Genomic DNA, 26,083 nt, shown 5'->3' on the forward strand with positions numbered 1-26,083 from the left:
AGACTCCTCGCCCGTACGTTTTGCCCGTACGTTCGTGTCGCTGTGTTCCACTTCGTCTCCGGCGGGTTCCCCGGCAGGGGAGATCGACTCGTCTCCGAGATGGAATCTTGGCCGGCGTGCCTTTTCAGCGCTCAGGCATCGGGAGGGCGTACACCTTGTCGAAGTGCTGGGCGATCAGCGGTCCGTCGCCGGCCCGGGAGAGCTGCCAGTCGTTGATGCCGGTGTCCTGACCATCGGTGAAGTTCCAGAGCAGCTCACCGTTTTGGGCATCGATCGCGTAGAACCCGTCCTTGTTGTGGGCGGCCGTGACGAACACCATGCCGCCGCCCGCGACGAGGGCGTTCTCCAGGTCCAGCCGAGGGGTCTCGCGGAACCAGCGCCGGGAGCCGTCGGCGGCGTCGAACGCCTCGATGCCGTGCGGGGCCCTGGTGGTGCAGTACACCGTGCCGGCCGCGGCGGCGACGGAGGCGAATCCGCCCTTCCTCTCCTTCACCCGCCAGCGCAGCGAACCGGACTTCAGGTCCACGGCGATGAGCTCGCTGTCGGCGGCGAAGACGGTCCCGTCGAGCACCACGGGGGCCGACCGTGCGTCCGAGTCCGAGTCCATGGGCCGGCGCCACAACACGTCCCCGCGGGTGGCGGTGCCACGGGCCGTGAGCCGGTGCAGTCCGTCCATGTAGATGAAGCGGCGGGATTCGATGATCGGTTTCAGATCGAGGCCGATGTCCTCCTCGCTGATGGGGATGACATTGGCCAGGCGCGCCCGGAGATCCGTGTTGAGGACGACGTTCGTGGAGGTGGCCGAGCCCTGCGACCCATCCGGGCCGCCGTCCCGGCGGTTGAACCGCAGACCGGCGATGGTGACCCTGTGGTCGTCGAACCCACCGAGCAGCGTGTCGAACCGGAAGTCCGCTCCGAAGTCCAGCGAGAACCGCTCGGTGCCCGTGGCCGGGTCGACGCCGAGCACGGTCGCGCCCGTGCCGAGGGCGACGACGTCGTCGGAGACGAGGAGGGGAGGGGTGGGGGACTGGCTGATGCCCTGGTAGGTCCACCGGGGGCGGGTGCCGTCGGCGAGGCCGAGGCAGAGTAACGCGCCCGACTGTGTCTTCAGCAGGGCCGTACCGTTGTAGAAGGCCGCCGGTGCCTCGACGAGCGGGTCGCTCCGGTACGTCCACAGCGGCTTCGGCGGCGGACCGGCCGGCTTCGGGGCCGAGCGGGTCCGCTCCTGCGATCCGCCGAGCAGCGCGGCGACGCCGGAACCCAGGGTGACGGTGCCGAGCGCGGCGGCCGTGAGGAAACCACGGCGGGAGGGACGCGGCCGGTGCCGCCGCCGTGCGCGGTGGGTGACCGGCTCGGGGCGCTTCTCGCGCGTCGGGCTGGGGGTGGGGGTGGGGCTGGGGGTGGGGCTGGGGGTCGGCTCTTCGGGGAAGACCACGCGGTGGGGGCTCGGGCGCTCCGTGACGAGCTGTTGAACGGCCAGGCGCGGGTCGGTGCGGACGCCGTCGGCGACGGCGAGGCCGCGGGCGGGGGCGCTGGCGCCTCCTGCGGCGCCATCACGCTCGATGGCGTCCGCCTTCGGTTCGAGCCCGAGGTCCAGGTCCATGAGGGCGGCAGCCTGCCGGCTGACCGAGGAGGCCACGGCTTCCGGCAGCCAGCCGTCCCAGTCCAGCGTGTCGGCGCCACCGGGTGCGCACGCCGCCGACACCCGGTCCGGACTCGGCCGGGCCGTCGGGGACTTGTCCAGACAGAGCCCGATGATGGTGTCCAGTGGATCCGGGACGCCCGTCAGATCCGGCGAACCGTGCACCACCTGGTACAGCAGGGTGGCAGCCGACGAGCCCTCGAAGGGCGCGTTCCCGGTGGCGGCGAAGGCCAGGACCGAGCCGAGACAGAACACGTCCCCCTCCGGGCCCATCGGGTCACCCGTGGCGTGCTCGGGGCACATGTACCGCGGGGAGCCGAGCAGCACACCGGACAGGGTGAGTTCGTAGCCGTCGGTGGCGCGGACGATGCCGAAGTCGATGACCCGCGGGCCCTCGGGGGAGAGCAGCACATTGGACGGTTTGAGGTCGCGGTGCACCAGCCCCGCGGAGTGCACGGCGATCAGCGCCTCGGCGAGTCCGGCCCCGAGGGCGAGCACCGACTTCGGCGGCAGCGGCCCGTACTCCTCGACCGCGTCGGCCAGGGTCGGACCGAGTATGTGGGCGGTGGCCAGCCACGGGACGGAACCGTCCGGGTCGGCGTCCACGACGGTCGCGGTGTATCTGCCGCTCACCGCCCGCGCGGCGTCCACCTCGCGCCGGAAACGGATCCGGAAGTCCTTGCTCGCGGCGAGCTCGGGCCGTATGGCCTTGACGGCCACAGTCCGCTGCTGGTCGTCCCTGGCGAGAAAGACCTCCCCCATCCCCCCGGCGCCGAGCCGCGCGACAGGGCGATACGGCCCCAGGTGCTCCGGATCCGTGGGACGAAGTGGCTCCATGGCCCTCAGCTCGCCTGTTCCTCGTCGGATGGACTTGGTGGGGAGACTAGGTGCTGGAGGGACAGTTGGTGTACGCAACCGAGCAACCTATGGCCATTGCTTGACGTTTCAGGTAGATACCGTCTGGACGGTCTATCGGGTCGTCAGGGTTAATCCGGCATGTCGCATTCCGCCTCCCGTCTTCCGCCTCCGCCCGTCTTCCGTATCCCGCATCGCTGCCCGGCGGCCAGCGCGGCATGGCACGGGCGATGCCGTCCCGCGGACCCGCGACGCACACCGTCGCCTCTCAGTCCCGCCGCCCCATGAGCCGCACACCCCCGACGCCACCACCCGTGAACAGTGCGCTCACCGCGCCGTAGAACCGCATCAGCCGCCCGGCGAGCGGCTCACCGTGCAGCCGTACCCGCTCCTGATATCCGTGCCGGAAGGTCTCGGCCCGGTCGCGTACCCAGGGCAGCCACAGGTCGGTGGCGTCCGTCCATGTCACGTCCGTGAAGCCCGCCCGTGCGAGGTCCTCGCGGTAGCGGGCCTCGTCCGGGAGGTAGGGGCAGGCGACGAGATCGGCGAGAGCGGTTTGTTCCTCGTCGGTGAGGGGGCGACGGGCGTAGAAGTCCTCGAAGTAGAAGGTGCCGCCGGGGCGGAGGAGCTCTCGGCAGACGCCGAAGAGCTCGTCGCGTCGCGGAATGTGCAGGATCGCCAGGAGCGAGATCAGGTGGTCGTACCGCTGCGACCAGCTCGCGCCGCCCAGGCTCAGGACATCGGCCCGGATGGCCCGGACGCGCTCCGACAGCCCGCACAGCGAGGTGAGTTCCTCGCTCAACTCGTGGAGCTCCGGCTGCAGTTCGACCGCTGTGAGGTGGCACTCGTACCGCTCGGCGAGATAGCGGGCCGGGCCGCCGAGCCCGGCGCCGATGTCCACGACGTCCGCGCCGGGGATGACGCCCAGTCGCGTCACGGCGTTGTCGAGGGCCTGGTGACCGAGGTAGTGCAGCTGGTCGTACGGTTCGAGATCGGCTGGTGTGAGGGGGCCGGGGCGGCTCAGTAGGGGGTCCAGGGCGTTGCGGACGTGCTGGAGGTCGTACAGGGCCATGTCGTCGAAGCGGCTGCTGTGTTGTTTTTCCGTCACGCCGGCATTCTTCCCACGAGGGGCTCGGCCTCGCGGCAACCTTCTCGGACCCTGTGACGACTGTGGATCGGAAGCTCCTGTCACCGGAGCGTCACACGAAACACGTGTTTCTCCCGAACCACGTAAGGACCTGATCCGTGGCGTCCCCGTCTCTACAAGACCGGTCCAGCCGCTGGTGGTGCGGCATCCAGGTGCTGGACCACCGGAAGCCGGTGGCGCGGCTGGAGGTGCGTACCGGCAGTGGCTGGGCCCGGCTGCCCCGTACCGAGTACAACTACTTCCTCTCCGAACAGGGCAGCGGGTGTGGCGGCGCGATCAGGATCACCGACATCTACGGAGAACAACTGACAGTCGACGGGATCGCGCTGCGGCCGAACGTCGTGCAGCGGACCGGCGTCCAGTTCGCCGCACACTGACGCGAGGTCAGCGCGCGGGCAGCGCCTCGTACAGTGACCGGCCCACGAGCTCACGCAGGTGGCCGAGGGCCGGCCGCCCGCGTCGCCGCGGATAGAGCTGGCGACGGAGCTCGTACTGCGGACCTCGACGTCCGTTCGCCGCGCTGGTCGCCGCGCTGACGGCACCGGATCGGGCGGTCCGCGCGGTGGCGCTGGGCGTGCTGCGCGCCCTGCGCCTGGGTGACACCGGGCGGTGGACCAGGTCCTCCGTGTCAAAATGGGTGTGCCGTCCGTCTGCTCCGTTGTTCTCCGCACTGATCCGCCGAGGTTGTTTCCGTGCCCAAGCCCGTGGCCCGCGAGCCGTTGCGTCGCAATTCGCGGTCCAACCGGGCGCGCATCCTGGCCACGGCCCGCCTGGAGCTCGGGCGGAATCCCGACATCACCCTGGAGGAGCTGGCGCGGGCCGCCGGTGTCGTGCGGCGCACCCTTTTCGGGCACTTCCCCGGACGTGCGGCGTTGCTGGAGGCTCTTGCCGAGGAGGCCTCCGACACCCTTCGGAGCACGATGGCAGCCGGCGCGAAGCCCACGGAGGCGGAGCCGGAGTCGGAGCCGGAGCCCGCCGAGCGGGCGCTCGCGCGCTTCGTGGTCGCGATGTGGCCCGTCGGTGACCGCTACCGGATGCTCCTGTCGCTGGCCCGGCACGACCTGGGCGCGGAACGTGTGGCCGAGATCCTGGCGCCGGCCCGTGACGAGGTCACGGCCATCCTGGAGCGGGGGCAGCGGGACGGCGTCTTCCATACCCTTCTGCCGCCCGCCGCGCTCAGCGGCGGTCTGGAAGGGATGCTGCTCGCCCTGCTGGAGTCGGTCAACATCGGCGCCCTGGAGGACGACGGGACCCGGGCCGCCGTCGTCACGCTCGTCGCGGCCGGTGTGCCGGAAGACCGGGCGCGTGCCGTGGTCGCCGAGGTCGCGAGCGGTTCGTAAGAGGGACGTCCCGGTGGCGTTCCCGGGACGCCGTGCTCACTTCGCGTCGGTCACGCCGGACGGGCGGATCGACCTCGGCGTGAAGGTCGGCTACGGCTTGCTCTCGTAGAACCGGGTCTTCGTCAGCTGGACGCGTACTCCCGGTCGTGGCCCGCTTCTGCTTCCGCTTCCGCTGCCGCCGTTTCCTGTGGCCGGTGCTTGCCGGCGTCCCTGCGGTTGGGCAGGACGGCGAGGACGATCAGCGTGCCGGCGGCCATGATGATCCCGCCGACGAGGCTGGTCCGGGCGACACCGTGAGCGAAGGCTTCGTGGACGGCGTCCACGACGGCCTGGGCCTGCTGGGGCCCCGCCGAGGGGGTCTTCGCGATCTGCTCGGCGACCGCGAGGCCGCCGCCCACCGAGTCCTTGGCCGTCTCCATGGCCGCGGCAGGCAGCCGGTTGCCGACCAGGTCGGTCAGCTCGTCGCGGTAGGCCGTACCGAGCAGCGAGCCGAGTACCGCGATGCCGAGGGAGCCGCCGAGCTCCAGCGCGGTGTCGTTGGCACCGCCGCCGACCCCCAGCTCCGACTCGGGGAAGGACGCCATGATGGTGTCCGTGGCCGGGGAGACGCTCAGACCGATCGCGAGGCCCAGCAGCATCATCGGCGCCAGGAAGTCGGCGTACGTCGAGCCCTTGTCGACCTGGACGAGCAGGAAGACGCCCACGGTGCCGATCACCATGCCGGCCGACACCATCGCCTTCATGCCCAGCTTCGGGGTCAGGCGCCCGGTCACCGCGGCGCCGACGAAGACGGCCCCGGCCAGCGGCAGCAGGCGTACGCCGGTCTCCAGCGCGTTGTAGCCGAGGACGAACTGCAGGAACTGGGTGGAGTAGTAGATCGCTCCGAACGTACCGAAGAAGAAGAACAGCACCGCGAGCATGGCGCCGCTGAAGGAGCGCAGCCTGAACTTGCGCACGTTCAGCATGGGGTGCGGGTGGCGCAGCTCCCAGGCCACGAAGGCCAGCAGGCCCACGCCCGCGACCACGGCGGCGGTGACCGGGCCGGCACCCCAGCCGAAGTGCGGGCCCTCGATGGTCGCGTAGACCAGGGAGCCGACGGAGACGATCGAGAGCAGGCCGCCCACGTAGTCGATCCGGCCCATGCCCTCCGCCTTCGACGGCGGGATCAGGGCCAGCGCGCCGACGACGGCGACGACCGCGATGGGGACGTTGATCAGGAAGGTGGAGCCCCAGGCGTGGTCCTCCAGCAGCCATCCGGCGACCAGTGGACCGACGGCGATGGCGAGACCGGAGGTGGCGGTCCAGGCCGTGATGGCACGGGCCCGCTCACGCTTCGGGAAGATCGCGACCAGCAGGGACAGGGTGGCCGGCATGACGACGGCGGCTCCGACGCCCATGATCGCCCGAGCCGCTATGACCTGCTCGGTCTGATCGACCATGCTGCCCATCACCGAACCGCTCGCGAAGATCACCAGACCTGTGACCAGCGCGCCGCGACGGCTGTACTTGTCGCCGATCGAGCCCAGCACCAGCATCAGCGCGGCGTACGGGACGGTGTAGCCGTCGATGACCCACTGCAGGTCACTGCTGCTCAGGCCCAGGTCCGTGGTCATGTCCGGGGCGGCCACGATCAGGGACGTGTTCGCCATGACCACGATCAGCAGGCTCAGACACAGCACGAGCAGGGCCCACCAACGCCGTGAGTACGGACCGGTCATCTTCTCGACGGGGGTGGTGGCGAGAAAGGACATCGAGGGCTCCTAGAAGAAACAAGGGATGAGTTAATTGCCCATCGATGTGCAGACTAGTTTATTGCCCACCCATGTGCAAATATCCCGAAGCCCCGCCGCGCAGGCCGCGCGCAGGCCGCGCGTAAGCCGCGCTGGGCGCGTTCGCGCTCGCGGCCGCGCGTGCGGGTGAGCCGGGGCCGAGCAGGAGGCCGTCGTGGAGCGGTTCCTGGCCGCGGTCCGCGGTGGCGAGCTGCAGGGGCTGGTGGAAGTGCTCGCGCCGGATGTCGTCGTGGTGTCCGACGGTGGCGGCGTCGTCCCCGTGGCCAGGCGCCGATCGAGGGCGCGGACCGGGTGGGCGCTCCTGAGCGTGTTCGCCAGGGCGTACGGCGGCTGAGTGAAGGAGGCGCCACTCAGCCGCCGGCGACAACGGAAACAGGGCGCCAGTGCATCACTGGCGCCCTGTCCGGGTGGGTCAGGTCAGGTCAGGGCTGGACGGGCTTGCCGCGTCCCCAGCCCCAGGCGAGCCGGTCGGCGCCGGACTGGTTGGTGGTGGCCAGCCAGGGCCGGGCGGGGTCGCCGGTCAGGGTCTGCAGCGAGTAGGTGTCGTCGGTGCGCAGGCCGGGCCAGTAGACGGAGCCCATCTTGAGCTCGCGGAAGGTGTCGGTGACGGCCTGGATGAAGTTGATGTAGTTGTTGGAGGGAGCCGGCTTGTTGTAGTTGAGGCCGGTGGTCATCGGGGCGCCGAACTCGTCCGCGACCGTCCGGTTGGCGCAGTCGCCGATGCGCACCTTGAGGTCGGCCACCCACTGGTCGTAGGTGGCGTACTCCTTCCAGAACCCGTAGTGGTGCAGCGACAGATAGGTGCCCTTCAGACGCGGGTCGGCGCAGACGGAGGTGACGTGGTCGTTGTAGCCGGCGCCACTGACGAACACCCGGTTGCGCGGCACCGAGGGATAGGTGGCGAGCCACTGCGCGGCGATGTCGGCCCACTCGGTGTCGGTGTAGCCGTGGGGCTCGTTCATCGGCTCGAAGTAGACCAGGCTGTCGCCCTTGTAGGCGTCGACCACGGTCTTCCACATGGGCCAGTAGGTGGCGGTGTCGTCGATGAAGCCGTCCTTGCGGACGCCTGTGCCCTCCCAGTAGGAGAGGATGACCTTGAAGCCCTTGTCCGACGCGGCGTCGATGACCCCGCGGTAGGACTTCCAGTAGGAGCCGTTGACGGTGTACGGGTTGATCGGCAGCCGGACGGTGTTGGCGCCGAGGTTCGCGCGGAACGCCGAGATCACCCTGCTCGCCTTGGCATAGGTCTGGGCGTAACTGTCGGAGGTCGACAGACCGGACAGCACGACGGGGTCGTCGGCGAAGTTGTCGCGGGGGTCGGCCCAGTTCACGCCCTTGAACTGGGTCGTGTCTCTGCTGAGTTGGGTCGTGTCGTCGCTCGCGGCGGAGGCGGGGCTGCCGGCGATGGCTGTGCCGCTGGTCGCGGCGATCACCATCGCCACGAAGGCGGCGCGCAGCCGCGGGGTGAAGCGGGTGCCGGCGGGGACTTTACGCATCAGCGTGCCCTTTCAAGGGATGGAGATGGCGACTCGGCGCGTGGCGGAGCCTGCGCGTGGCTGAGCGGCCGTCGGGAAATGTGTGGAGTCGACCTTGACGTACTTCAAGGACGGCGTAAGGCGAGGTTCTTGATGGCGTCGGCCCGGATGGCCGGCGAGCTGCCGCCGTCGAACTGCCACATCGTTCCGCTCCCGCCTGCTCCACCAACCGCACTGCCGTGTTGACGCGAACACGGCTTTGAACAAAGCGTCGGCCGGATCTCACGGCCAGGACTGGCCCACCCTTGGCCCGATGTTTACGTAAACATCGGGCCCGCCGGAATCGTGGCACCCGGCACAGCCGTCGTCAAGGTTTCCCACGCGTAACACCGTTTGCAGTCGCGGCGCCCACGGCAGCACTTCGCCCCGCCGCTCTACGTGCGGCGGGGCGAAGCAACGATGCCCTTGTGGCCGGGAGAGTACGGCCCGGTCCGTCGACCCGTGCCCGGGATCAGGAGGCGGTCTTCACGGCGAGGATCGGGCAGTCCACCCCCATCAGGATCTGCTGAGCCGCCGAACCCATGATCAGCTTGCCGACCGCGCTGCGCCGCCGCAGCCCGATCACCACGAGGGACACGTCCGGCAGTTCCGCCAGATCGATGATCTCCTCGGCGGCGTCGCGCCCGCCGAGTACCTGGCGTATCTCGAACTCGACGCCCAGCGCCGCCAGGTCCTCGCGCACATGGGCAAGGTCGGGCTCCTGCGCGAACCGGGTGTCCAACAAGGCGTCGCCCCGGGAGGTGTTCACCACCAGCAGCTTCTCGTCGCGCAGCCGGGCCTCGTCGATTCCCGCCCGCAGCGCGGCCTCACCCTCGGGCGAGGGTACGTATCCGACCAGTACGGTCATGGTTGCTCTCCCTGTCAGGCACTCTCAGGCACTTGGCTCAGGCCGTCTCAGCCCTCTCAGGCCGTCTCAGGCACTTCGCTCACGCAGTGGACGTACGACGAACCGCCGGACGAGCGGCCACACCAGAACCAGCACGACCACGGTGTAGACGATGTAGGACACCGGTCCGCCCACCAGCCCCGACAGCTCGCCGCCCGACAGTTGCAGGGAGCGTCGCCCCTGCAACTCCGCCCGCGGGCCGAGGATGACGCCGACGATCAACGGCAGTACGGGCAGTCCGAACCGGCGCATGGCGAAGCCGAGGAGTCCCAGCGTCAGCAGCAGGAACAGGTCCAGCGGCTGGGCGTTGACGGCGTACGCACCCATCGACGCGAAGAACAGGATCCCCGCGTAGAGGTAGGGGCGCGGAATCTGCAGCAGCTTGGCCCAGGCCGGCGCCAGCGGGAGGTTGAGCAGCAGGAGCAGCAGATTGCCGACGAACAGACTGGCTATCAGCACCCATACGAGGCTCGCCTCGCGATCGAACAACAGGGGACCCGGCTGGATGCCGTACGACTGGAAGGCCGCCAGCATGACCGCGGCCGTCGCGTTCGTCGGCAGCCCGATCGCGAGCATCGGCACCAGCGTGCCGGCCGCGGACGCGTTGTTCGCCGCCTCCGGCCCGGCCACACCCTCGATCGCTCCCTTGCCGAACTCCTCGGGGTGCTTGGTCAGACGCTTCTCCGCCGCGTACGACAGGAACGTCGGTATCTCCGCACCACCGGCGGGGAGCGCGCCGAACGGGAAGCCCAACGCGGTGCCCCGCAGCCATGGCTTCCACGACCGCTTCCAGTCCTTGCGGCCCATCCAGGGACGGCCGACCGGGATCACCTCCGCGGGCCTGCGCCGCAGATGCGCGGCCACCCACAGCGCCTCGCCGACGGCGAAGATGCCGACCGCGACCACGACCACGTCGATGCCGTCGGCCAGTTGCGGTATGCCCAGGCTGAGCCGCTGCTGTCCGGACACCGAGTCGATGCCGACCAGACCGATCGTCAGGCCGAGCAGCAACGAGACGAAGCCGCGGATGCGCGACGAGCCCAGCACCGAGGTGACCGCGATGAAGGAGAGCAGCATGAGCGCGAAGTAGTCCGGCGCACCCAGGCTCACCGCGAAGTCCACCACGAACGGCGTGACCAGGACGAGGAGCAGGGTGCCGATCGTGCCCGCCACGAAGGAACCGATGGCGGCGGTCGCGAGCGCCTGCGCGGCCCGGCCGGCCTTGGCCATCTTGTTGCCCTCGATGGCCGTGACGACCGAGGACGACTCACCCGGGGTGTTCAGCAGGATCGAGGTGGTCGACCCGCCGTACATGCCGCCGTAGAAGATGCCCGCGAACATGATGAACGCCTGCACCGGCTCCATGCCGTAGGTGACCGGCAGGAGCAGCGCGACCGTCATCGCCGGGCCGATGCCCGGCAGCACGCCCACCGCGGTGCCGATGACGACGCCGATCAGCGCCAGCAGCAGGTTCATCGGGGCGACGACGTCCGCGAAGCCCTGGAGGAGATTGTTCAGGTTGTCCATCACAGGATCCCTTGCAGCACACCGGCCGGAAGGTTCACGCCGAGGCCGATCGCGAACGCGTAGAAGGTGACCAGGGACAGCGTCACCGCGATCAGCAGATTGCGGACGTAGTGCCGGTTGCCGAGGGCGAAGGCCGTTCCCCAGAAGAGCAGGGTGCCGCTGATCACCCAGCCGAGTCGCTCGATCAGCACGGCGTTCACCACGAACGCGCCGATCAGCATCAGCACCGTGCGCCAGTCACTGCCCTGGGTCAGGTCGACGTCCTCGCCGGCCTCCGGCTCACCGCGGCCGCCCCGGGCCACATCGACCGCGTACAGCACCGCCACCACCACGAGCAGCACACCCAGCAGCACCGGCACCGCGCGCGGCCCGACCGGGTCGGTGCCGCTCGTGATGTGCGGGATGCCGAAGGCATCCACGATCACGGCGGTGCCCAGCAGGGCGAGGAACGCGCACACTCCGTACTGCGCGCGGTCCCCGCCCTCCCCGGACGGACGCGTGTCCTCCGCGATCCGGTCGTTCACCTCGGAGCTCATGCCAGCCCGAGCTCGGACAGGAGGTCGGCGACGGACTTGTCCTGTTCCTTCAGGTAGGTGCCGAACTCGTCACCGGTGACGAAGGAGTCGGTCCAGCCGTTCTTCTCCAGCTCGGCCTTCCACTCCTTGGAGTCGTGCATCTTGGTCATGGAGTCGATCCAGACCTTCGTCTGGTCCTCGGTGATCCCGGGAGGGGCGACGATTCCGCGCCAGTTGGTGAAGACCAGGTCGATGCCGGAGTCCTTGAGCGTCGGGGCGTCCTTCAGCGCGTCGATCGGCTTCTCACTGGTCACCGCCAGCACCCGCACCTGTCCCGCCTCGATCTGGTCGAGGAACTCACCGAAACCGCTGGCGCCGAAGGCGATCTTGTTGCCCAGGATGGCGGGCAGCAGCTCGCCGCCGCCGTCGTACGAGACGTAGTTGACCTTCTTCGGCTCGATGCCGACGGCCTTCGCGAGCTGCATCGGGAGCAGATGGTCCGGACCGCCCGCCGTGGAGCCACCGCCGACCGCCAGCTTCTTGGGGTCCTTCTTCCACGCGGTCACGAGGTCGTCGATCGTCTTGTACGGGGAGTCCTTCGGCACGACGATCGCTCCGGCCTCCTCGATCAGCTTGGCGATCGGGGTGGTGTCGGTCAGCGTCGCCTTGGACTTCGAGGTGTACGAGGCACCGACGACGCCCAGGCCCATCTGCATGGCCATCTTGCCGTTGCCCTTCTCGTTCACCAGGCGCTGCAGGCCCACGGTGCCGCTGGCGCCGGGCAGGTTGAACACCTGGACGCCGGAGGCGATCTTGGTGTCCTGCATGACCTGGGTGACGGTGCGGGCGGTGAGGTCGTATCCGCTGCCCGGAGTGTTGGGGACCATCAGCCGGAGACCGGTCACGGGCTTCCCGCTCCCGCTTCCGGACTCCTCCTTGTCGGCGGTGGCGCCACAGGCGCTGACCGCGAGCATGGACACGGCGGCAAGAGCTCCGACAAGTGCGGCTCGTCGAGTTCTCATGGCTCATCTCTTTCCCTCGGGCGGGTCCGGCGCCATGATTGTGCGGTTCGTAGGACAGCTCGTCTCTGTTGTGTGAGCATTGAAGGTTGAGTTCATAGTGGTCGTGACGTCCCGCCGCCACACCCTGGCCGGTGAGCTGCTGGTATTGCAGCTCGCCATTGTCGTGATCGTGCTGGTCGCGGTGGCCGCGGTCTCGCTGGCCCAGTCGAAGGCGACGTTCGACCGGGTGGAGGGACGCCGGGTCACCGCCCTGGCCGAGGAAATGGCCGGAAACCCACTCGTCCGCTCCCAGCTCGTCAGGCCGGCGCCGGCCGAGACGCTCGCCCCGCTGCTGCAGTCCACACTGACCAGGTCCGGCGTCACCTCGGTCATGGTCGCCGACGCCGATGGCGAGATCGTCGCCGCCACGAATCCCACGCTGGTCGGGACGCGCCTGCCGGTCGGCGGCACGGCTGTCGCCGAGTCCCGCGGCTGGTCCGGCGAACTGCCGGTGGACGGGATCACCGAGCTGGTGGCGAAGGCCCCGGTGATCGGCGCCGAGCAGCGCACCGCCGGCGACCAACTCGACAACGCCGGCGACCATCTCGGCACCGTCATGATCGGGCGGGCCTCGCCGACGGCGTGGCAGCGGCTGATGGGCGCTTCGTCCTATCTGCTCGCGTACCTCGGCATCGCCAGTGTGCTCGGAGTCGCCGGATCATGGCTGCTGGCCCGGCGGATCAAGCGCCAGACCCTGGGTCTGGAACCCCGCGAGATCGCCGGCCTCGCGGAACATCGCGAGGCGATGCTGTTCGGCATAGCCGAGGGAGTGGTGGCCCTCGACCCGTACCTGCGGCTCACTCTGGTGAACGCGGTCGGCCGCCGGCTGCTCGACCTGCCCGAGAACTGCGTCGGGATGAGCCTGGCCGACCTGGGGATCGAGGGCAGGCTGTACGACGTACTGGCCGGGACCGGTGGCGGCGAGCACAAGGCGGCGGAGCTTGCCCCGGAAGGCAGCCCGGATCATGACGCGGAGCGCGCCCCGGAACAGGACGCCAGGCAGGAGGCCAAGCAGGAGGCCAAGGACGACGCGAAGCTCGACGGGGAGCACGGTGCCGAGCGGCGTGACGAGGTGGTCGTGCGCCGCGGCCGGGTGCTGGTGATGAACCGGATGGACGTCACCAAGGACGGTCGCCGGCTCGGCTCGGTGACGACCCTGCGGGACCGCACCGAACTGGCTCAGCTCGAGCGTGAACTGGGCTCGTTCCGGAGCAGCACCGAGCTGCTCCGCGCGCAGGCCCACGAGTTCTCCAACCAGCTGCACACCATCTCCGGGCTCATCCAGATCGGCGAGCACGACGAGGTCGTGCGCTACGTCCGGGCCCTGCGCCGGCATCGCGACTCGCTCGATCTGACCCTCACCAGCCGCATCCACGACCGGGCGGTCGCCGCGCTGCTCATGGCCAAGTCCGCGCTCGCCGCGGAACGCAAGGTGCGGCTGCGGATCTCGGAGCGTACGGCTCTGGACCAGCTGGAGCCGATGGACTCCGCGGACGTGGCCACGGTGCTCGGCAATCTCGTGGACAACGCGGTCGACGCCGCGGCGGCCGGAGACGACGACCATGACGCGTGGGTGGAGGTCGAAGTGCGCCAGGACGCCTCCAGCGTGGAGATCGTGGTACGGGACTCGGGCCCGGGGGTTGCTCCCGAGCTCGCCCAGGAAGTGTTCTCGCACGGGTTCACCACGAAGGCCGCGCAGGGCGGGGACCGGGGTATCGGTCTGGCGCTCACCCGGCTGGTCTGCAAACGACGGGGCGGTGAGGTGTCGGTGGCCAACACGCAGGAGGGCGCCATGTTCACAGCCCGGATGTCCGTCGGCCGTCCGGCCGACCGAGTGACGGAGGGAGTCCGATGATCGATGTACTGATCGTCGAGGACGACTTCATGGTGGCGCGGATCCACCGCGGATTCGTGAACGATGTCGAGGGTTTCCGAGTGGTCGGTGCGGCGAACTGCGGGGAGCAGGCGCTCACCGCCGTCGCCGAGCTGCATCCCGATCTCGTGCTGCTCGATCTGTATCTGCCCGACATGTTCGGGCTGGACGTCATTCCGCGCCTGCGGAGCGCGGGGCACGACTGCGATGTGCTGGTGATCAGCGCCGCGCGCGAGTCCGAAGCGGTCCGGGGCGCCGTCCGGCAGGGCGTGGTCGACTATCTGCTCAAGCCGTTCGACGCCGAGGACCTGAGGGCCCGGCTGGAGCAGTACGCCGCCCGGCGGAGCGATCTGTACACGGCGGTGGTCAGCGGCCAGGCCGACGTGGACCGGGCGATGGCCCGGGTGGCGGCACCGGCGGCTACGCCCACCCTGCCGAAGGGCATGAGCGTGGAGACCGCCGAACTGATCGAACGTGAGCTGCGCGTTGCCGAGGGCAGCCTCTCCGCGGCAGAGTGCGCGGCCCGGCTCGGTGTCTCCCGCGTCAGCGCCCGCCGCTACCTCGAGCACTTCAGCGACATCGGTCAGGCGGAGGTGTCGCTGCGGTACGGCCACGCGGGCCGCCCGGAGCGCCGCTACAGCTGGCGCAGCCGACATTGCTGACAGCGCTGACGTGGCTGAGCGGCGCGACTTCGGGCTGCGTGCTCGGGGCTCCGGGTTCCGGGCGTCGGGCTCCGGGCTCCGGGCTCCGGGCTCCGTCAAGTCTGGGGCGTGCTGATGTTGACCATCCAGTCGATGCCGAACCGGTCCGCGCACATGCCGAACTCGTCGCCCCACATCTGCTTCGCCAGGGCGACCGACACGGTGCCGCCGTCCGACAGCTTCGCCCAGTAGCCGCGCAGCTCGTCGGCGTCCTGCCCGCTCAGGGACACCGCGATGTTGTTGCCGGGGCGATGCTCCATCCCCGGCGGGGTGTCGGCGCCCATGAGCGTGAGTCCGCCGGGGGTTTCGAGCATGCCGTGCATGATTTTGTCGGCGTCTTCCGGGGCGTGTCCGCCGCCGATGTCGGCGTAGGTGTGGAGCGCCAGCTCGCCGCCGAAGACGCCTTTGTAGAACTCCAAGGCCTGACGCGCGTTGCCGGCGAAGCTGATGTACGGGTTCAGTCGAGTGGCCACCAGAGCCTCCTTGGTCGTGACCGATCATGAGATTCCCAATCCTGGCAAATCGTTTTGATACGGACAACGCGTAGCGCCTCTGGTTTCGGATACTCATCACTGAAAGGGTGGAGGTGATCGTGCCGGAGGTGGAGGCGCACGACGCGCGGCGGTTGTTCGGGACCGCCCGGGTGGCCCGGCTGGCGACGGTGGATGCCGAGGGCCGGCCCCACCTCGTCCCGCTGGTGTTCGCGCAGGCCGACGACATGATCGTGACAGCGGTCGATCACAAGCCGAAGAAAGCGGTCCGGCTGAAGCGGCTGCGGAACATCGTGGCCCACCCGGCCGTATGCCTGCTGGTGGACGCGTACGACGAGGACTGGGACCGGCTGTGGTGGGTGCGGGCGGACGGCGACGCACGGATCGTGTCGCCCGACGCGCCAGAGGTGTCGGTCCGGGACGAGCACGCCGCCGCGGTCGCGCTGCTCCGGCAGAAGTACGTCCCCTACCGAAGGCAGCCGCCGCACGGGCCGGTGATCGTGGTCACCGTGCGGCGGTGGACGGGCTGGCGGGCCGTCCCCGAGGACGACGACGGCTGACAGCGGCCGGCCGACGCGCCCCCATACACACCCCGGGAGGCCGCCCATGGAACTCGTTGAGGAGCGTCCCTACCGCTTCCGGATCGAACCGCACGGGCCCATGCGCGTGCCGGGAGTCGTGTTCGCGTCCCGGAGCCTGCTGAGGGACGCCGAGAAGTCGCTGGAGCAGGTCGTCAACGTGGCCACGCTGCCGGGCATCGTCGGCGCCTCGTACGCCATGCCGGACATCCACTGGGGCTACGGCTTCCCCATCGGAGGCGTGGCGGCGACCGACGTGGACGACGGCGGAGTGGTCTCGCCCGGCGGGGTCGGCTTCGACATCTCGTGCGGGGTGCGGCTGCTGGCCGCCGACAGCGACCGGCAGGCGCTGGAGCCCGCGCTGCCCGAGATCATGGACGCTCTGGACCGGGCGATCCCGCGCGGCGCGGGCCCCGGCGGGGTGTGGCGGCTGAGCGGCCCCGGCCAGCTGGAGGAGATCCTGGAGGGCGGCTCCCGGTACGCCGTGACCCGCGGCCACGGTGAGGAACGCGACCTGACCCGCTGCGAGGACGGCGGCGCGGTCGCCGAAGCCGATGGGAAACAGGTGAGCGGGCGGGCGCGGGAGCGCGGCCTCGGCCAGGTCGGCAGCCTCGGCTCCGCCAACCACTTCCTGGAGATCCAGCAGGTCACCGAGGTGTACGACGAGCGGGTCGCCGCCGGCTTCGGCCTCGCCCCAGGCCAGGTGTGCGTGATGATCCACTGCGGCTCGCGCGGGCTCGGGCACCAGATATGCACCGATCACGTACGGGCGATGGACCGCGCCATGAACCGCTACGGCATCACCGTCCCGGACCGGCAACTGGCCTGCGCCCCGGTCGACTCGCCCGAAGGACAGGCCTATCTCGGCGCGATGGCCGCAGCCGCCAACTACGGCCGCGCGAACCGGCAGTTGCTGTCCGACGCGACCCGGCGGATCTTCCGCCGCGCCACGGGTGCCCGGCTGTCGCTCGTGTACGACGTGTCCCACAACCTCGCCAAGATCGAGACCCATACGGTGGACGGAACGCGCCGCAGGCTGTGCGTGCACCGCAAGGGCGCCACCCGGGCCTTCCCGCCCGGTCATCCCGAACTGCCCGAGGAACTGCGGGAGTTCGGCCAGCCCGTACTGATCCCTGGCACCATGGGCACGGCCTCGTACGTACTCGCCGGAGTGCCGGGCGGCGACGCCTTCCACTCCACCTGCCACGGCGCGGGGCGCGTGATGAGCCGCCATCAGGCCGCGCGGGCGGTCGCCGGGGCGGAACTTCGGGCCCGGCTGGAGCGGGGCGGTATCGCGGTGCGCCCTCGGTCGTTGCGCGGGCTGGCGGAGGAGACACCGGAGGCCTACAAGGACGTGAGCGAGGTGGTGGCGGCGAGCGAGGGCGCGGGGCTGTGCCGTACGGTCGCACGGCTGGTTCCGCTGGGTGTGGTGAAGGGATGAGACACCTCGGCCTCGTACACGAGTGAGACCCCTCGTCCTCGTACGGAGGTGAGGCGTCTCGTTCTCATACGTCGATCGTCACCGCACACGACCAGCCGTAGGGGCCGGGCCCGATGTGCAGCTCGTTCCACGAGACGGCCTTCGGTACGGCGCCGGTGATCTCCACGTCCGACAGGTCGGCGACCGCCAGCCGTACGTCGAGGGAGCCGTCGGGCTCTTCCGCCACCACCTCCTCCACTTCCACGTCCAGGGGGACCTGGCCGTGGACTTCGAGGCGGTAGACGACCTCATCCAGCAGCGCGGCCAGCAGGTCGTCGTCGCTGACCTCGGCGAACTGGGCGCGTTGCATCGCGGTCGGCCGTGTCGCCGAGACGTCCGCGAAGCTCTCCACCATCGCGAGTACGGCCTCCACCAGGCAGCATTCCCTGGTCGTACCCCACGCCTCGATGCGCACGTCGGCCGTGTGCGGCACGAGCCGATGGCCACTCTCGCCCTGCCCGCGCGCCTGCCTCTCGTCGTCCGTCTCTCCGACCATGCCCACCGGGTGCCCGTTCGTCCCGTACGCATGTGTCGTCGGCGGGACGAAGACATGGGCCGCCCCGCCCACGCGCGGAACGAGCCGGCCTGCTCACGCGCGGGAGGTGCGGCTTGCCCTATCGGTTCGGCTCCGCCGCGCTGATGTCGGCGAGCGCGGAGCGCGGGTCGCGTTCGACGGCCAGGTCGCCGATGCTGAGGGCGCCGACCAGGTGCCCCTCCTCGACGACCGGCAGCCGCCGCAGCGCGTTCTCACGCATCAGCCGGACCGCCTCGTCGACCTCCGCCTCCGGGTCGATGGTGACGAGATCGGTGCTGGCGATCTCGCGGACCGTGGTGCGGGCGGGGTCGCGCTCCTCGGCCAGGACCCGGACGACCAGGTCACGATCGGTCACCAGGCCGCGTACGCGGTCCTCCTCGGCGACGATGACATCGCCGATGTTCTTCTCCTTCATGAGCCGGGCGACCTCGGGGAGCGGAGTTTCCTCGTCCACCGTCACCGGTTCTGTCGTCATGACCTCCCGGACATGCTGAGCCATGGCTACCTCCGTGTGCTTTCCGGGATGAGCACCGGCGCGTACCTGGAGGGCCGGTACTCGGCAGACCCGCGAGTACCCGGCACCGGTTCCTCCATGCGCGGACGCGTGAGGACCCGGCCGGTCGGGTACTCGGGGTGACCGATCAGGAAAGGCCCAAGCCGGGGCGAGTGAACGCGTTGGAGGGGTGGGACGGGACGTGACCTCGATGACCGCTGTCGCAGCCGGTGCGGACGAGGTGCGGCGCATCCGGCGGGACGCGCTGCCGCTGTCCGGACCGGGCTCGCTGGACGAGCTGCTGGAACGGATCGGCGACGCCCGCTACGTACTGCTGGGCGAAGCCACGCACGGCACCGCCGAGTACTACGAGGTGCGGGCCCTGCTGACCCGGAGGCTGATCGAGGAGAAGGGCTTCTCCTTCGTGGCCGTGGAGGGCGACTGGCCGGACTGCCTGGCGCTGCACTGTTCGGTCACCGGAGCACAGGGGGCTCCCGAGGACCCTCAAGAGGTGCTGGAGAGCTTCCGCAGATGGCCGGCGTGGCTGTGGGCGAACACGGAGGTCCTGGCCTTCACCCGATGGCTGCGCGAGCACAACGCCCGGCTGCCGGCCGGGCGGCGGGTCGGCTTCTTCGGCCTGGACGTGTACAGCCTGTGGGAGTCGCTGCACGCCGTCCTCGACCACCTCCGTGCCCACGACCCGGACCTGGTCGACCGGGCGCTGGAGGCGTACCGCCGCTTCGAGCCGTACGCCGAAGACCCCCAGACCTACGCCCGCGCCACCGAACTGGTGCCGGACGGCTGCGAGCCGGAGGTGGTCGCCCTGCTCACCGGGCTCCGCGCCCGCGCCGTCGCCGGGCAGTCCGCGACCCTGACCGGCGACCTCGCGGAGATCGCCGCCCTGCAGAACGCCGAGGTGCTGGCCGGAGTCGACCGCTACTACCGGGCCATGCTGCACGGCGGCGCCGAGTCGTGGAACCTCCGCGACCGTCACATGGCCGACACCCTCGACCGGCTCATGGAACACCACGGTCCGGACGCCAAGGCGGTGGTCTGGGAGCACAACACGCACATCGGCGACGCCCGCGCCACCGACATGTTCGACGCCGGGCTGGTCAACGTCGGCCAGCTGGCCCGCGAACGGCACTTGGCGGAGGGCGTGGTGCTGGTCGGCCTCGGATCGTACGAGGGCACGGTGCTCGCCGCCGACCGGTGGGGCGCCCGTCCGGCCGTGCTCGGCATGCCGCCCGCCCGGGACGGCAGTGTCGAGCAGGTCATGCACCAGGCGGTGCCGGGGGAGCGGTCCCTGTTCGTCTTCCCGCCCGGGACCGTCCACGGCAGGCCCCTGCACGACGAGCACGGCTGGATCGCCGAGGAGCGCGCCCACCGGGCGATCGGCGTCGTCTACCGGCCGCAGGACGAGCAGCGGCAGTGGGGCAACTACGTGCCCACCGTCCTGGGCGAACGCTACGACGCCTTCTGCTTCCTCGACCGCACCCAGGCCCTGACCCCGCTCCACTCCCACGAGGAGACCTGATGCGCTTCCAGAACCGTCGGCAGGCGGGGCAGGAACTCGCTGCCGCGCTCCTGAAACGGGCGGAGGGCGGCGGCTTCGTCGACCCCCTCGTGCTGGCCCTGCCCCGCGGGGGCGTCCCCGTCGGGGCGGAGGTCGCCCACGCCCTGCACGCGCCCCTGGATGTTCTGGTGGTCCGCAAGATCGGCGCACCGGGTCAGCCGGAGGCCGGGGTCGGCGCGATCGTCGGCGAGGACCCGCCCGTGTTCGACCAGGAAACCCTGGCGCTCCTGGACATGACCGAGTACCAGTTCACCGAGACCGTCGCCCGGCAGCGCGCCGAGCTCCACCGCCTCGATGCCCTCTACCGCGAGGGGCGCCCCGCTCCTCGCGTACGGGACCGGACGGTGATCCTGGTCGACGACGGGCTCGCCACCGGCGTCACCGCCCGGGCCGCCCTGCTCCATGTCCGCCGCCGCGAGCCCGCCCGCCTGATCCTGGCCGTACCGGTCTGCTCGGGCCTCGGCGCCGTACGGGAGCACGAGGCCGACGACGTGGTCTGTGTGCACCGGCCAGAACACTTCTACGCGGTCGGGGAGTGGTACGAGGACTTCGCGCAGCTCTCCGACCACGAGGTGACCGAAACGCTGCGCAGCACCAACATCAAGGCATAGTCGGCGTGCCTCGCCGGCAATGGATCGGTGAAGTCCGTACAGCCTTGGTCAAGCTGGGGCACCGCTGCGTGCTCTGCGGTGCATGATGTCGGCGTACGAGGAGCGAAGGAGCGCAGGGGGTCGTCATGGGCGCTGATGCGTATGCCTTCGGCCTGGACGAGCGGGTCGTGGGTGCGGCAACCGTGATCGAGCTGCGCGGAGAGATCGACATCCAGGCGGCTCAGGTACTGGCCCCACGGGTGGACGAGCTGATCGCCCGGACCGTGACCGAGGTCGTCGTCGACCTGGGAGCCGTGACGTTTCTGGACTGCGGGGGATTACGGCTGCTGGACAGAGTCCAGAACCGTATGGCCGGGCGCGGCGGCAAGATGTGGCTCGTACGCGGAGCCGACCCGGTCATGCGGGTGTTCCGGATCACCGGCCTGGAGGCCGCCTTCTCCTTCCACGACCGGCTGACTCCGACGATCTGAGTCCGTCGGCACGCAGACCTCACCCCGACCTCATCGGCCACCCCGATCCCATCGGCCATCCCGTCCCCATCGGCCACCGCATGCCACAGCGCCCAAGTTCTGCGACGCTGGTGGGAGCACACTGGAAGACAGGTGTTGCCGTCGGTGCTCACAAGGGGGTGCTGGCCGATGGCGATGGCACGACGTACCAAGGTGAGGCTGTGGAGGTGGCGGCGTAACCCGCTCCGGCGGCGTGTGGACGTCGTCGAGGCCTGGGTCGTACTCGCCGCATGGATCTTCGCGGTGGTTGGCGGCCTGCTCGCGGGGCTGGTGGCGGCGAACGCCCTGACCCAGAGCCTGGACCGGCAGCGCGAGGAGCGCCGCCCTGTGCCGGCGGTACTCGCCGAGAACGCGCCAGGCGCGGTGCCGTCCTCTGTGGTGGGCGATGAGCGCGTGTGGGCCAAGGTGCGCTGGAAGGCCCCGGACGGCTCGGCTCACACCGGCCGGGCCAAGGTCGATCCCGAAACGCGGGCGGGCAGCCGGACCACGGTCTGGACCGACCGGCACGGCACCCTGATGTCGGAGCCCGTCAGTCAGGCGGAAGCGGTACTGCAGGCGACCTCGGCCGGCCTGCTCGCCGCGATGGGCGGGTGCGGCGTCGTCACGCTGACCGCCTGGGGCGTCCGCGCACGTATCGACCGGGTGCGCATGCGGCAGTGGGCCGTCGCGTGGGAGCAGGCCGACCTGCGGTGGGGCGGGAAGACCGGCTGAAGGCGCCTCCCCGACACCCCCGGCGCCCCGTTCTCAGGCGGCCAGTGGGTCCAGGACCATCGGTTCGATCTTGCCCTCCAGCATCGCGCCCAGACCGAGGACCGCGCACACGTCGGGCCGTTCGGCGATGCGCACCGGCATGCCCGTCGCCTGCCGCAGCATCTGGTCGAGGCCCGGCAGCAGGGCGCTGCCGCCGACCATCATGATCCCGCGGTCCGCGAGGTCGGCCACCAGGTCCGGCGGGCAGTCGCGCAACACCTTGCCGATACCGTCGATCACCGCCGTGAGCGGGGTCTGGATGGCATCGCGTACGGCGGCCGTGTCGACCTTCACGGACCGGGCGAGCCCGGTGGCCACGTCCCGCCCGTGGACCTCGGTGGTCGGCCCGTTCGCGGTGGGCCCGTTCCCGGACAGCGCGAGCTGCAAGGGGCGTACGGCCTGACTCGGCAGCATCAACTCATGGTGGAGGCGCAGATGCTGGATCATCGCGCGGTCGACGGCCTCACCCCCGACCGCGATGCGCGCGGCGGTCACGATCGACCCGAGCGACAGCACCGCGACCTGTGTGGTCGCCGCCCCGCACACCAGGATCATGGTCGCCTCGGGCTGCTCGACCGGCAGTCCACAGCCGACGCCTGCCGCGATGAGCGTGTCGACGAGTTCGACCCTCCGCGCCCCGAGCCCGACCAGCGTCTCGATCGCCGCGCGCTGGGCCAGCGGATCCGCTTCATGGGGAGTGCAGGCGGCGGCGCGCAGCCGCGGCTTGCGGCGCAGGGCGCGGCGGAGCCTCTCGCCGAGCAGCTGCCGCAGCATCCGCTGCGCCATCTCGATGTCCACGACGGTGCCGCCGGACACGGGTCTGACCACGCGGATGTACCCGGGCGTACGCCCCGTCATCTTCTCGGCGAACTCCCCGACGGCGATCAGCGCCCCGGTCCTCGTGTTCACGGCGGCCACACTCGGCTGGTCGACGACCAGACCTGCCCCTCTGATGTACACGCGGGTCCGTGCGGCCCCCAGATCGACGCCGAAATGACAGCGGCGCAACTGCTCCAGACTGGCGGTCATCGCAGATCCTCCCGAGAGCGCGGACCGGTGGGAGGGCCCGCCGGACGGCGGCCCTCCTTCGCATCCTGCGGGGGAAGCGAGGCATTCGCCTGTTGGGATGGTCTGGGTGGGGTGCCGCTGGACGGGTGGATGTGCCGGGTGGACGGACGGACGGCTCTGCCCGCGGACCTGCCGGCACGGCTCGTCACACAGGACTCACCAAGCCTCTGACCAGCCCCAGGTCCACCAAGTCCTGTGGCCGGAGGCGGAGTTGGTCGGCCGTCGCGGTCACCTGGCTCGCCGGCCGTTTGAGGATCGCGGCCGCGAGTTCCGGGGCGATGACGGAGAAGTAGCTGTCGGGGGTGGCCCAGGTGTTGCCGGGGGCCGCGAGAGCGAGGGCGCCGCCCGAGCCGCCCTCGCCGATCAGCAGGGTGGTGACCGGCGTACGGGCGGCGGCCACGGCGCCGAACAGCTCCGCTATGGCCGCGCCCGCGCCCTGCCGCTCCGCCTCCGCGTCGTTGGCGGCTCCCGGAGTGTCCACCAACGTCAGTACGGGAATGTGGAGTTGGTCCGCCAGCCGGATCAGCCGGGCGGCGGTGCGGTACCCGGCGGGGCGGGTGGCGGTGCCGGTCTGGGCCGCGTACGCGATCGTACGGCCGTCGTGTTCGCCGAAGCCGCAGAGCATTCCGGGGTCCGTGCCTCCGCTGCGGTCGCCGCTGATCGACGCGCGGTGCGTGAAGTACGCGTCCAGATAGGCCCGGGCGCGAGGCCGTCGAGGGGCGCGGGCGTTGTCGACCGCGTCCCGGCCGGTGGCGGGAAGGCCGGCCCGGCCCAGCGCGGGTGGGGGAGTGGCGGGCGTCGTCGACGGGCGGCTCAGCAGGTGCAGCCAGAGCGCCAGGGTCCCCGGCAGCTCCTCCGGCGGGACCACCGCGTCGATCGCCCCCGCCGCCAGCTGCGCCTCCGCCGTGTACGCCGCCGGGTCCGCGTCCGGCGGGCGGACCCGGGAGCCCGCGAAGCCCACCTGGGCGCCCGGCAGCGCCAGGATCACATCGGCGCCCGCGCCCAGGGTGGCCCAGCCGCCGCCCGTCGTCGGGTCCCGCAGGACCGCGATCTGCGGCAGTCCCGCCTCCCGGGTGAGCACCGACTGCCGGGCCACGCGCTGGAGTTGGACCAGCGCGCGCATGCCCTCCTGCATCCGGCTGCCGCCCGTGGCGACCAGGGAGACGACCGGAAGGCGTTGCTCACGCGCGTACGTGTACGCCGCCTCCAGCCGGTCCCCGGTGCGCTCGCCGAGCGAGCCGCCCAGGAAGCCGAACTCGAAGGAGATCAGCACGGCGCGAGTCGCGCCCACTGTCTCCGTGCCCACTGCCTCCGTGCCCACCGGCGCCGCACCCACCGTTGCCGCACCCAGCGTCGCCGTGCCGCAGACGACGGACTCCTCCTCGCCGGTGCGGGCCACGGCGCGGGCGCGCGAGGCGTCGTAACCCTGCCAGCCCAAGGGTCCGTCGGGTGCGTACGCGCCTGTCGGGGTGGGGAGTTCGGTGAAATCGGCGGCGACGAGACCGATCGCCTCGCGGGCCGTGAACCGTGGTACCTCAGGCACGTCGGGTGCGTCAGTCATGGGGCAGCGCGCGCTTCATGATCTTGCCCATGTCGTTGCGGGGCAGGGAGTCGAGGTAACGGACGGCGCGCGGCCGCTTGTGGGGCGCGAGGCGGCGGGCCACATGGTCGGCCAACTCCTCGGCCGACGGCGGCGATTGAGGAGCGGCCGGCACGATCCACGCCACGATCCGCTCACCGAGGTCGGCGTCGGGCTCACCGGTGACCGCGGCCTCGCGCACACCCGGGTGCTCCAGGAGCGCGTTCTCGATCTCACCCGCGCCGATCTTGTAACCACCGCTCTTGATGAGGTCGGTGGCCTTGCGGCCGACGATGCGCACGTAGCCGTCGGGGTCGCGCACCGCCATGTCACCCGTGCGGAACCAGCCGTCCGCGGTGAACGCCTCCGCGGTCGCGTCCGGACGGTTCAGATACTCGGTGAAGAGGTTGGGCCCGCGGACCTGGATCTCACCGACGCTCTCGCCGTCGAACGCATCGACGGCCGTCACCCCGTCCTCCTCCGTCAGGCGCAGTTCGACGCCCGGCAGCGGAACCCCGACCGTGCCCGCGCGCGGCTCCCCGTCCGCGCGCACGCTCGTGTTCATGAGGGTCTCCGTCATCCCGTACCGCTCGATGACCCGCCGTCCCGTCGCCGCCGCGATCCGCTCGTGGTCGTGCACGGGGAGGGCCGCCGACCCCGACACCAGCAGCCGCGCCCTGGCCAGGGCCTTCGCGAGGGCCGGGTCGTCGGGCAGCGCCTCCGCGATCCGGTGGTACATCGTCGGCACCCCGAACAGCATCGTGGCGCCCTCGCTCAACTCCCTTGCCACGCCCGCCGTTTCGAACCGGCCGAGGTGCCGGACGGATCCGCCGCGGCGCAGCGGGCCGAGGATTCCGAGGATCAGGCCGTGTACGTGGAAGAGGGGAAGGCCGTGCACGAGTACGTCGTCGCCGGTCCACTGCCAGGCGTCCGCGAGCGCGTCCAGGGTGGTGGCGACAGCCCGGCGGGGGATGACGGCGCCCTTGGGAGGGCCGGTGGTGCCGGAGGTGTAGACGATCAGGGCGGGGGTTTCGGGGGCGTGGTCCGTGGTCGCGTGGTCCGTGGTCGGGTGGGGCGCCCCTGCGGCACGTACGTCGACGTCGTGTACGTCGATGTCGACATCCACGCGTTCCAGCTCACCCAGGGCGGCCGGGAGCCGGTCGCCCGGCGCCGCGAGGACGAGTGACGGCGTGCTGTCGGACACGATGTGCCCCAGCTCGCTCTCACCCGACTTCGGGTTGAGCGGCACGGCGGGGACGCCGGCCAGGAGCGCGGCGACCACGGCGACGGCGGTCTCCAGAGTGGGCGTGGCCCAGACGGCGATCCGGCCCGCTCCCGCGACGCGCTCGGCCAGGGGCGCGGCCGCGGCGGCGAGATCGCGGTACGTCAGGGAGCGGTCGCCGAAGCGCAGGGCGGGCCGGTGCGCACCGGGACCGTCCGGGTCCGCCGAGGCCTCCGTCAGGGCCGGGAAGAGAGGGGACACGTGTCGTACTCCTTAGCCGTTCATCTCGGTCGTTGGTCGGTATGCAACCAGGGCGGCG

24 protein-coding genes and 1 pseudogene are annotated in these 26,083 nt (G+C 70.7%); 11 read left to right on the forward strand and 14 right to left on the reverse strand.

Annotated elements, in window-relative coordinates:
* Nucleotides 1–124: 124 nt before the first annotated feature.
* The gene (locus FE633_RS09285; protein ID WP_138044625.1) at nt 125–2,479 is read right to left on the reverse strand and encodes a protein kinase domain-containing protein; all 2,355 of its coding nucleotides are present in this window, start codon (nt 2,477–2,479) and stop codon (nt 125–127) included.
* Between the two features lie 286 nt (nt 2,480–2,765).
* Nucleotides 2,766–3,605: an SAM-dependent methyltransferase gene (locus FE633_RS09290; RefSeq protein ID WP_138044626.1), complete on the reverse strand. Its 840-nt coding sequence runs from the start codon at nt 3,603–3,605 to the stop codon at nt 2,766–2,768.
* Nucleotides 3,606–3,769: 164 nt separating this feature from the next.
* Between FE633_RS09290 and FE633_RS09295 the strand changes: the two are divergent.
* Both FE633_RS09295 and FE633_RS09300 read left to right on the forward strand, forming a co-directional pair.
* Nucleotides 3,770–4,021: pseudogene (locus FE633_RS09295) on the forward strand (expansin EXLX1 family cellulose-binding protein); the annotation flags it as partial.
* Nucleotides 4,022–4,336: 315 nt separating this feature from the next.
* Complete coding sequence (locus FE633_RS09300) at nt 4,337–4,984, forward strand: TetR family transcriptional regulator (RefSeq protein WP_138044627.1); 648 nt, start codon at nt 4,337–4,339, stop codon at nt 4,982–4,984.
* A 122-nt stretch (nt 4,985–5,106) separates the two neighbouring features.
* Here FE633_RS09300 and FE633_RS09305 read toward each other — a convergent pair whose 3' ends face one another.
* Nucleotides 5,107–6,735, reverse strand: coding sequence for an MFS transporter (locus FE633_RS09305; RefSeq protein WP_138044628.1), 1,629 nt, complete (start codon nt 6,733–6,735; stop codon nt 5,107–5,109).
* Nucleotides 6,736–6,928: 193 nt separating this feature from the next.
* Here FE633_RS09305 and FE633_RS47730 point away from each other — a divergent pair, with 193 nt between their 5' ends.
* A complete protein-coding gene (locus tag FE633_RS47730; protein ID WP_212747190.1) occupies nt 6,929–7,108 on the forward strand; it encodes a hypothetical protein in 180 nt (59 codons plus the stop codon).
* A gap of 88 nt (nt 7,109–7,196) precedes the next feature.
* Here FE633_RS47730 and FE633_RS09315 read toward each other — a convergent pair whose 3' ends face one another.
* The 5 genes from FE633_RS09315 to FE633_RS09335 form a co-directional block, all read right to left on the reverse strand.
* Nucleotides 7,197–8,270, reverse strand: a complete 1,074-nt coding sequence (locus FE633_RS09315; protein WP_138044629.1) for a glycoside hydrolase family 5 protein — start codon at nt 8,268–8,270, stop codon at nt 7,197–7,199.
* A 490-nt stretch (nt 8,271–8,760) separates the two neighbouring features.
* Complete coding sequence (locus FE633_RS09320; RefSeq protein ID WP_138044630.1) at nt 8,761–9,156, reverse strand: universal stress protein; 396 nt, start codon at nt 9,154–9,156, stop codon at nt 8,761–8,763.
* 66 nt (nt 9,157–9,222) lie between these two features.
* Nucleotides 9,223–10,722 (reverse strand): tripartite tricarboxylate transporter permease, encoded by a 1,500-nt coding sequence (locus FE633_RS09325; RefSeq protein ID WP_138044631.1) that lies wholly within the window; start codon nt 10,720–10,722, stop codon nt 9,223–9,225.
* Entirely contained in the window at nt 10,722–11,258 is a 537-nt protein-coding gene (locus tag FE633_RS09330; protein WP_138044632.1) for a tripartite tricarboxylate transporter TctB family protein, read from the reverse strand. Before FE633_RS09330 ends, FE633_RS09325 begins: the two co-directional genes overlap by 1 nt.
* Nucleotides 11,255–12,259 (reverse strand): Bug family tripartite tricarboxylate transporter substrate binding protein, encoded by a 1,005-nt coding sequence (locus FE633_RS09335; protein ID WP_138044633.1) that lies wholly within the window; start codon nt 12,257–12,259, stop codon nt 11,255–11,257. The genes FE633_RS09330 and FE633_RS09335 overlap by 4 nt, the downstream gene beginning before the upstream one ends.
* A 97-nt stretch (nt 12,260–12,356) precedes the next feature.
* Here FE633_RS09335 and FE633_RS09340 point away from each other — a divergent pair, with 97 nt between their 5' ends.
* Nucleotides 12,357–14,153 (forward strand): sensor histidine kinase, encoded by a 1,797-nt coding sequence (locus FE633_RS09340; RefSeq protein ID WP_138044698.1) that lies wholly within the window; start codon nt 12,357–12,359, stop codon nt 14,151–14,153.
* Nucleotides 14,150–14,833, forward strand: coding sequence for a response regulator (locus FE633_RS09345; RefSeq protein WP_138044634.1), 684 nt, complete (start codon nt 14,150–14,152; stop codon nt 14,831–14,833). The genes FE633_RS09340 and FE633_RS09345 overlap by 4 nt, the downstream gene beginning before the upstream one ends.
* Before the next feature lie 95 nt (nt 14,834–14,928).
* Here the strand turns inward: FE633_RS09345 and FE633_RS09350 are convergent, their stop codons facing one another.
* Nucleotides 14,929–15,345: a VOC family protein gene (locus FE633_RS09350; RefSeq protein ID WP_138044635.1), complete on the reverse strand. Its 417-nt coding sequence runs from the start codon at nt 15,343–15,345 to the stop codon at nt 14,929–14,931.
* 119 nt (nt 15,346–15,464) lie between these two features.
* Here FE633_RS09350 and FE633_RS09355 point away from each other — a divergent pair, with 119 nt between their 5' ends.
* Together FE633_RS09355 and FE633_RS09360 are read left to right on the forward strand one after the other, a co-directional pair.
* A complete protein-coding gene (locus tag FE633_RS09355) occupies nt 15,465–15,923 on the forward strand; it encodes a TIGR03668 family PPOX class F420-dependent oxidoreductase (RefSeq protein ID WP_138044636.1) in 459 nt (152 codons plus the stop codon).
* 46 nt (nt 15,924–15,969) lie between these two features.
* Entirely contained in the window at nt 15,970–17,382 is a 1,413-nt protein-coding gene (locus tag FE633_RS09360) for an RtcB family protein (protein ID WP_138044637.1), read from the forward strand.
* A 64-nt stretch (nt 17,383–17,446) separates the two neighbouring features.
* Here FE633_RS09360 and FE633_RS09365 read toward each other — a convergent pair whose 3' ends face one another.
* Together FE633_RS09365 and FE633_RS09370 are read right to left on the reverse strand one after the other, a co-directional pair.
* Nucleotides 17,447–17,917, reverse strand: coding sequence for an archease (locus FE633_RS09365; RefSeq protein ID WP_138044638.1), 471 nt, complete (start codon nt 17,915–17,917; stop codon nt 17,447–17,449).
* 118 nt (nt 17,918–18,035) lie between these two features.
* Complete coding sequence (locus FE633_RS09370) at nt 18,036–18,455, reverse strand: CBS domain-containing protein (protein WP_138044639.1); 420 nt, start codon at nt 18,453–18,455, stop codon at nt 18,036–18,038.
* Nucleotides 18,456–18,660: 205 nt separating this feature from the next.
* Here FE633_RS09370 and FE633_RS09375 point away from each other — a divergent pair, with 205 nt between their 5' ends.
* The 4 genes from FE633_RS09375 to FE633_RS09390 all read left to right on the forward strand — a co-directional run bounded on the left by FE633_RS09375 (nt 18,661) and on the right by FE633_RS09390 (nt 21,856).
* Nucleotides 18,661–19,986: an erythromycin esterase family protein gene (locus tag FE633_RS09375; RefSeq protein WP_138044640.1), complete on the forward strand. Its 1,326-nt coding sequence runs from the start codon at nt 18,661–18,663 to the stop codon at nt 19,984–19,986.
* Nucleotides 19,986–20,636 carry a phosphoribosyltransferase gene (locus FE633_RS09380; RefSeq protein ID WP_138044641.1) on the forward strand — a complete coding sequence of 217 codons (651 nt, stop codon included), beginning with the start codon at nt 19,986–19,988 and terminating at the stop codon, nt 20,634–20,636. The genes FE633_RS09375 and FE633_RS09380 overlap by 1 nt, the downstream gene beginning before the upstream one ends.
* A gap of 125 nt (nt 20,637–20,761) precedes the next feature.
* Nucleotides 20,762–21,106, forward strand: a complete 345-nt coding sequence (locus FE633_RS09385) for an STAS domain-containing protein (RefSeq protein ID WP_138044642.1) — start codon at nt 20,762–20,764, stop codon at nt 21,104–21,106.
* A 168-nt stretch (nt 21,107–21,274) separates the two neighbouring features.
* Nucleotides 21,275–21,856 (forward strand): Rv1733c family protein, encoded by a 582-nt coding sequence (locus FE633_RS09390; RefSeq protein WP_138044643.1) that lies wholly within the window; start codon nt 21,275–21,277, stop codon nt 21,854–21,856.
* 33 nt (nt 21,857–21,889) lie between these two features.
* On the opposite strand, the gene FE633_RS09395 is transcribed toward FE633_RS09390, so the two are convergent.
* From FE633_RS09395 to FE633_RS09405, 3 genes are all read right to left on the reverse strand, one after another.
* Nucleotides 21,890–22,924 carry a rod shape-determining protein gene (locus FE633_RS09395; RefSeq protein WP_138044644.1) on the reverse strand — a complete coding sequence of 345 codons (1,035 nt, stop codon included), beginning with the start codon at nt 22,922–22,924 and terminating at the stop codon, nt 21,890–21,892.
* A 184-nt stretch (nt 22,925–23,108) separates the two neighbouring features.
* Nucleotides 23,109–24,524, reverse strand: coding sequence for a carboxyl transferase domain-containing protein (locus FE633_RS09400; protein WP_138044645.1), 1,416 nt, complete (start codon nt 24,522–24,524; stop codon nt 23,109–23,111).
* Nucleotides 24,517–26,025, reverse strand: coding sequence for an acyl-CoA synthetase (locus tag FE633_RS09405; RefSeq protein ID WP_138044646.1), 1,509 nt, complete (start codon nt 26,023–26,025; stop codon nt 24,517–24,519). The genes FE633_RS09400 and FE633_RS09405 overlap by 8 nt, the downstream gene beginning before the upstream one ends.
* Nucleotides 26,026–26,083 lie beyond the last annotated feature (58 nt).

Origin of the sequence: Streptomyces montanus (assembly GCF_005786655.1) — a bacterium.
In the GTDB taxonomy this organism is placed as follows: Bacteria; Actinomycetota; Actinomycetes; order Streptomycetales; family Streptomycetaceae; genus Streptomyces; species Streptomyces sporangiiformans.

Coding starts and splice junctions, on each gene's coding strand:
- FE633_RS09330 (WP_138044632.1), bottom strand. CDS start 11,258: ATGAGCTCCGAGGTGAACGACCGGATCGCGGAGGACACGCGTCCGTCC.
- FE633_RS09375 (WP_138044640.1), top strand. CDS start 18,661: ATGACCGCTGTCGCAGCCGGTGCGGACGAGGTGCGGCGCATCCGGCGG.
- FE633_RS09345 (WP_138044634.1), top strand. CDS start 14,150: ATGATCGATGTACTGATCGTCGAGGACGACTTCATGGTGGCGCGGATC.
- FE633_RS09390 (WP_138044643.1), top strand. CDS start 21,275: ATGGCGATGGCACGACGTACCAAGGTGAGGCTGTGGAGGTGGCGGCGT.
- FE633_RS09380 (WP_138044641.1), top strand. CDS start 19,986: ATGCGCTTCCAGAACCGTCGGCAGGCGGGGCAGGAACTCGCTGCCGCG.
- FE633_RS09285 (WP_138044625.1), bottom strand. CDS start 2,479: ATGGAGCCACTTCGTCCCACGGATCCGGAGCACCTGGGGCCGTATCGC.
- FE633_RS09315 (WP_138044629.1), bottom strand. CDS start 8,270: ATGCGTAAAGTCCCCGCCGGCACCCGCTTCACCCCGCGGCTGCGCGCC.
- FE633_RS09325 (WP_138044631.1), bottom strand. CDS start 10,722: ATGGACAACCTGAACAATCTCCTCCAGGGCTTCGCGGACGTCGTCGCC.
- FE633_RS09335 (WP_138044633.1), bottom strand. CDS start 12,259: ATGAGAACTCGACGAGCCGCACTTGTCGGAGCTCTTGCCGCCGTGTCC.
- FE633_RS09365 (WP_138044638.1), bottom strand. CDS start 17,917: ATGGTCGGAGAGACGGACGACGAGAGGCAGGCGCGCGGGCAGGGCGAG.
- FE633_RS09370 (WP_138044639.1), bottom strand. CDS start 18,455: ATGGCTCAGCATGTCCGGGAGGTCATGACGACAGAACCGGTGACGGTG.
- FE633_RS09385 (WP_138044642.1), top strand. CDS start 20,762: ATGGGCGCTGATGCGTATGCCTTCGGCCTGGACGAGCGGGTCGTGGGT.
- FE633_RS09305 (WP_138044628.1), bottom strand. CDS start 6,735: ATGTCCTTTCTCGCCACCACCCCCGTCGAGAAGATGACCGGTCCGTAC.
- FE633_RS09400 (WP_138044645.1), bottom strand. CDS start 24,524: ATGACTGACGCACCCGACGTGCCTGAGGTACCACGGTTCACGGCCCGC.
- FE633_RS09360 (WP_138044637.1), top strand. CDS start 15,970: ATGGAACTCGTTGAGGAGCGTCCCTACCGCTTCCGGATCGAACCGCAC.
- FE633_RS09395 (WP_138044644.1), bottom strand. CDS start 22,924: ATGACCGCCAGTCTGGAGCAGTTGCGCCGCTGTCATTTCGGCGTCGAT.
- FE633_RS09320 (WP_138044630.1), bottom strand. CDS start 9,156: ATGACCGTACTGGTCGGATACGTACCCTCGCCCGAGGGTGAGGCCGCG.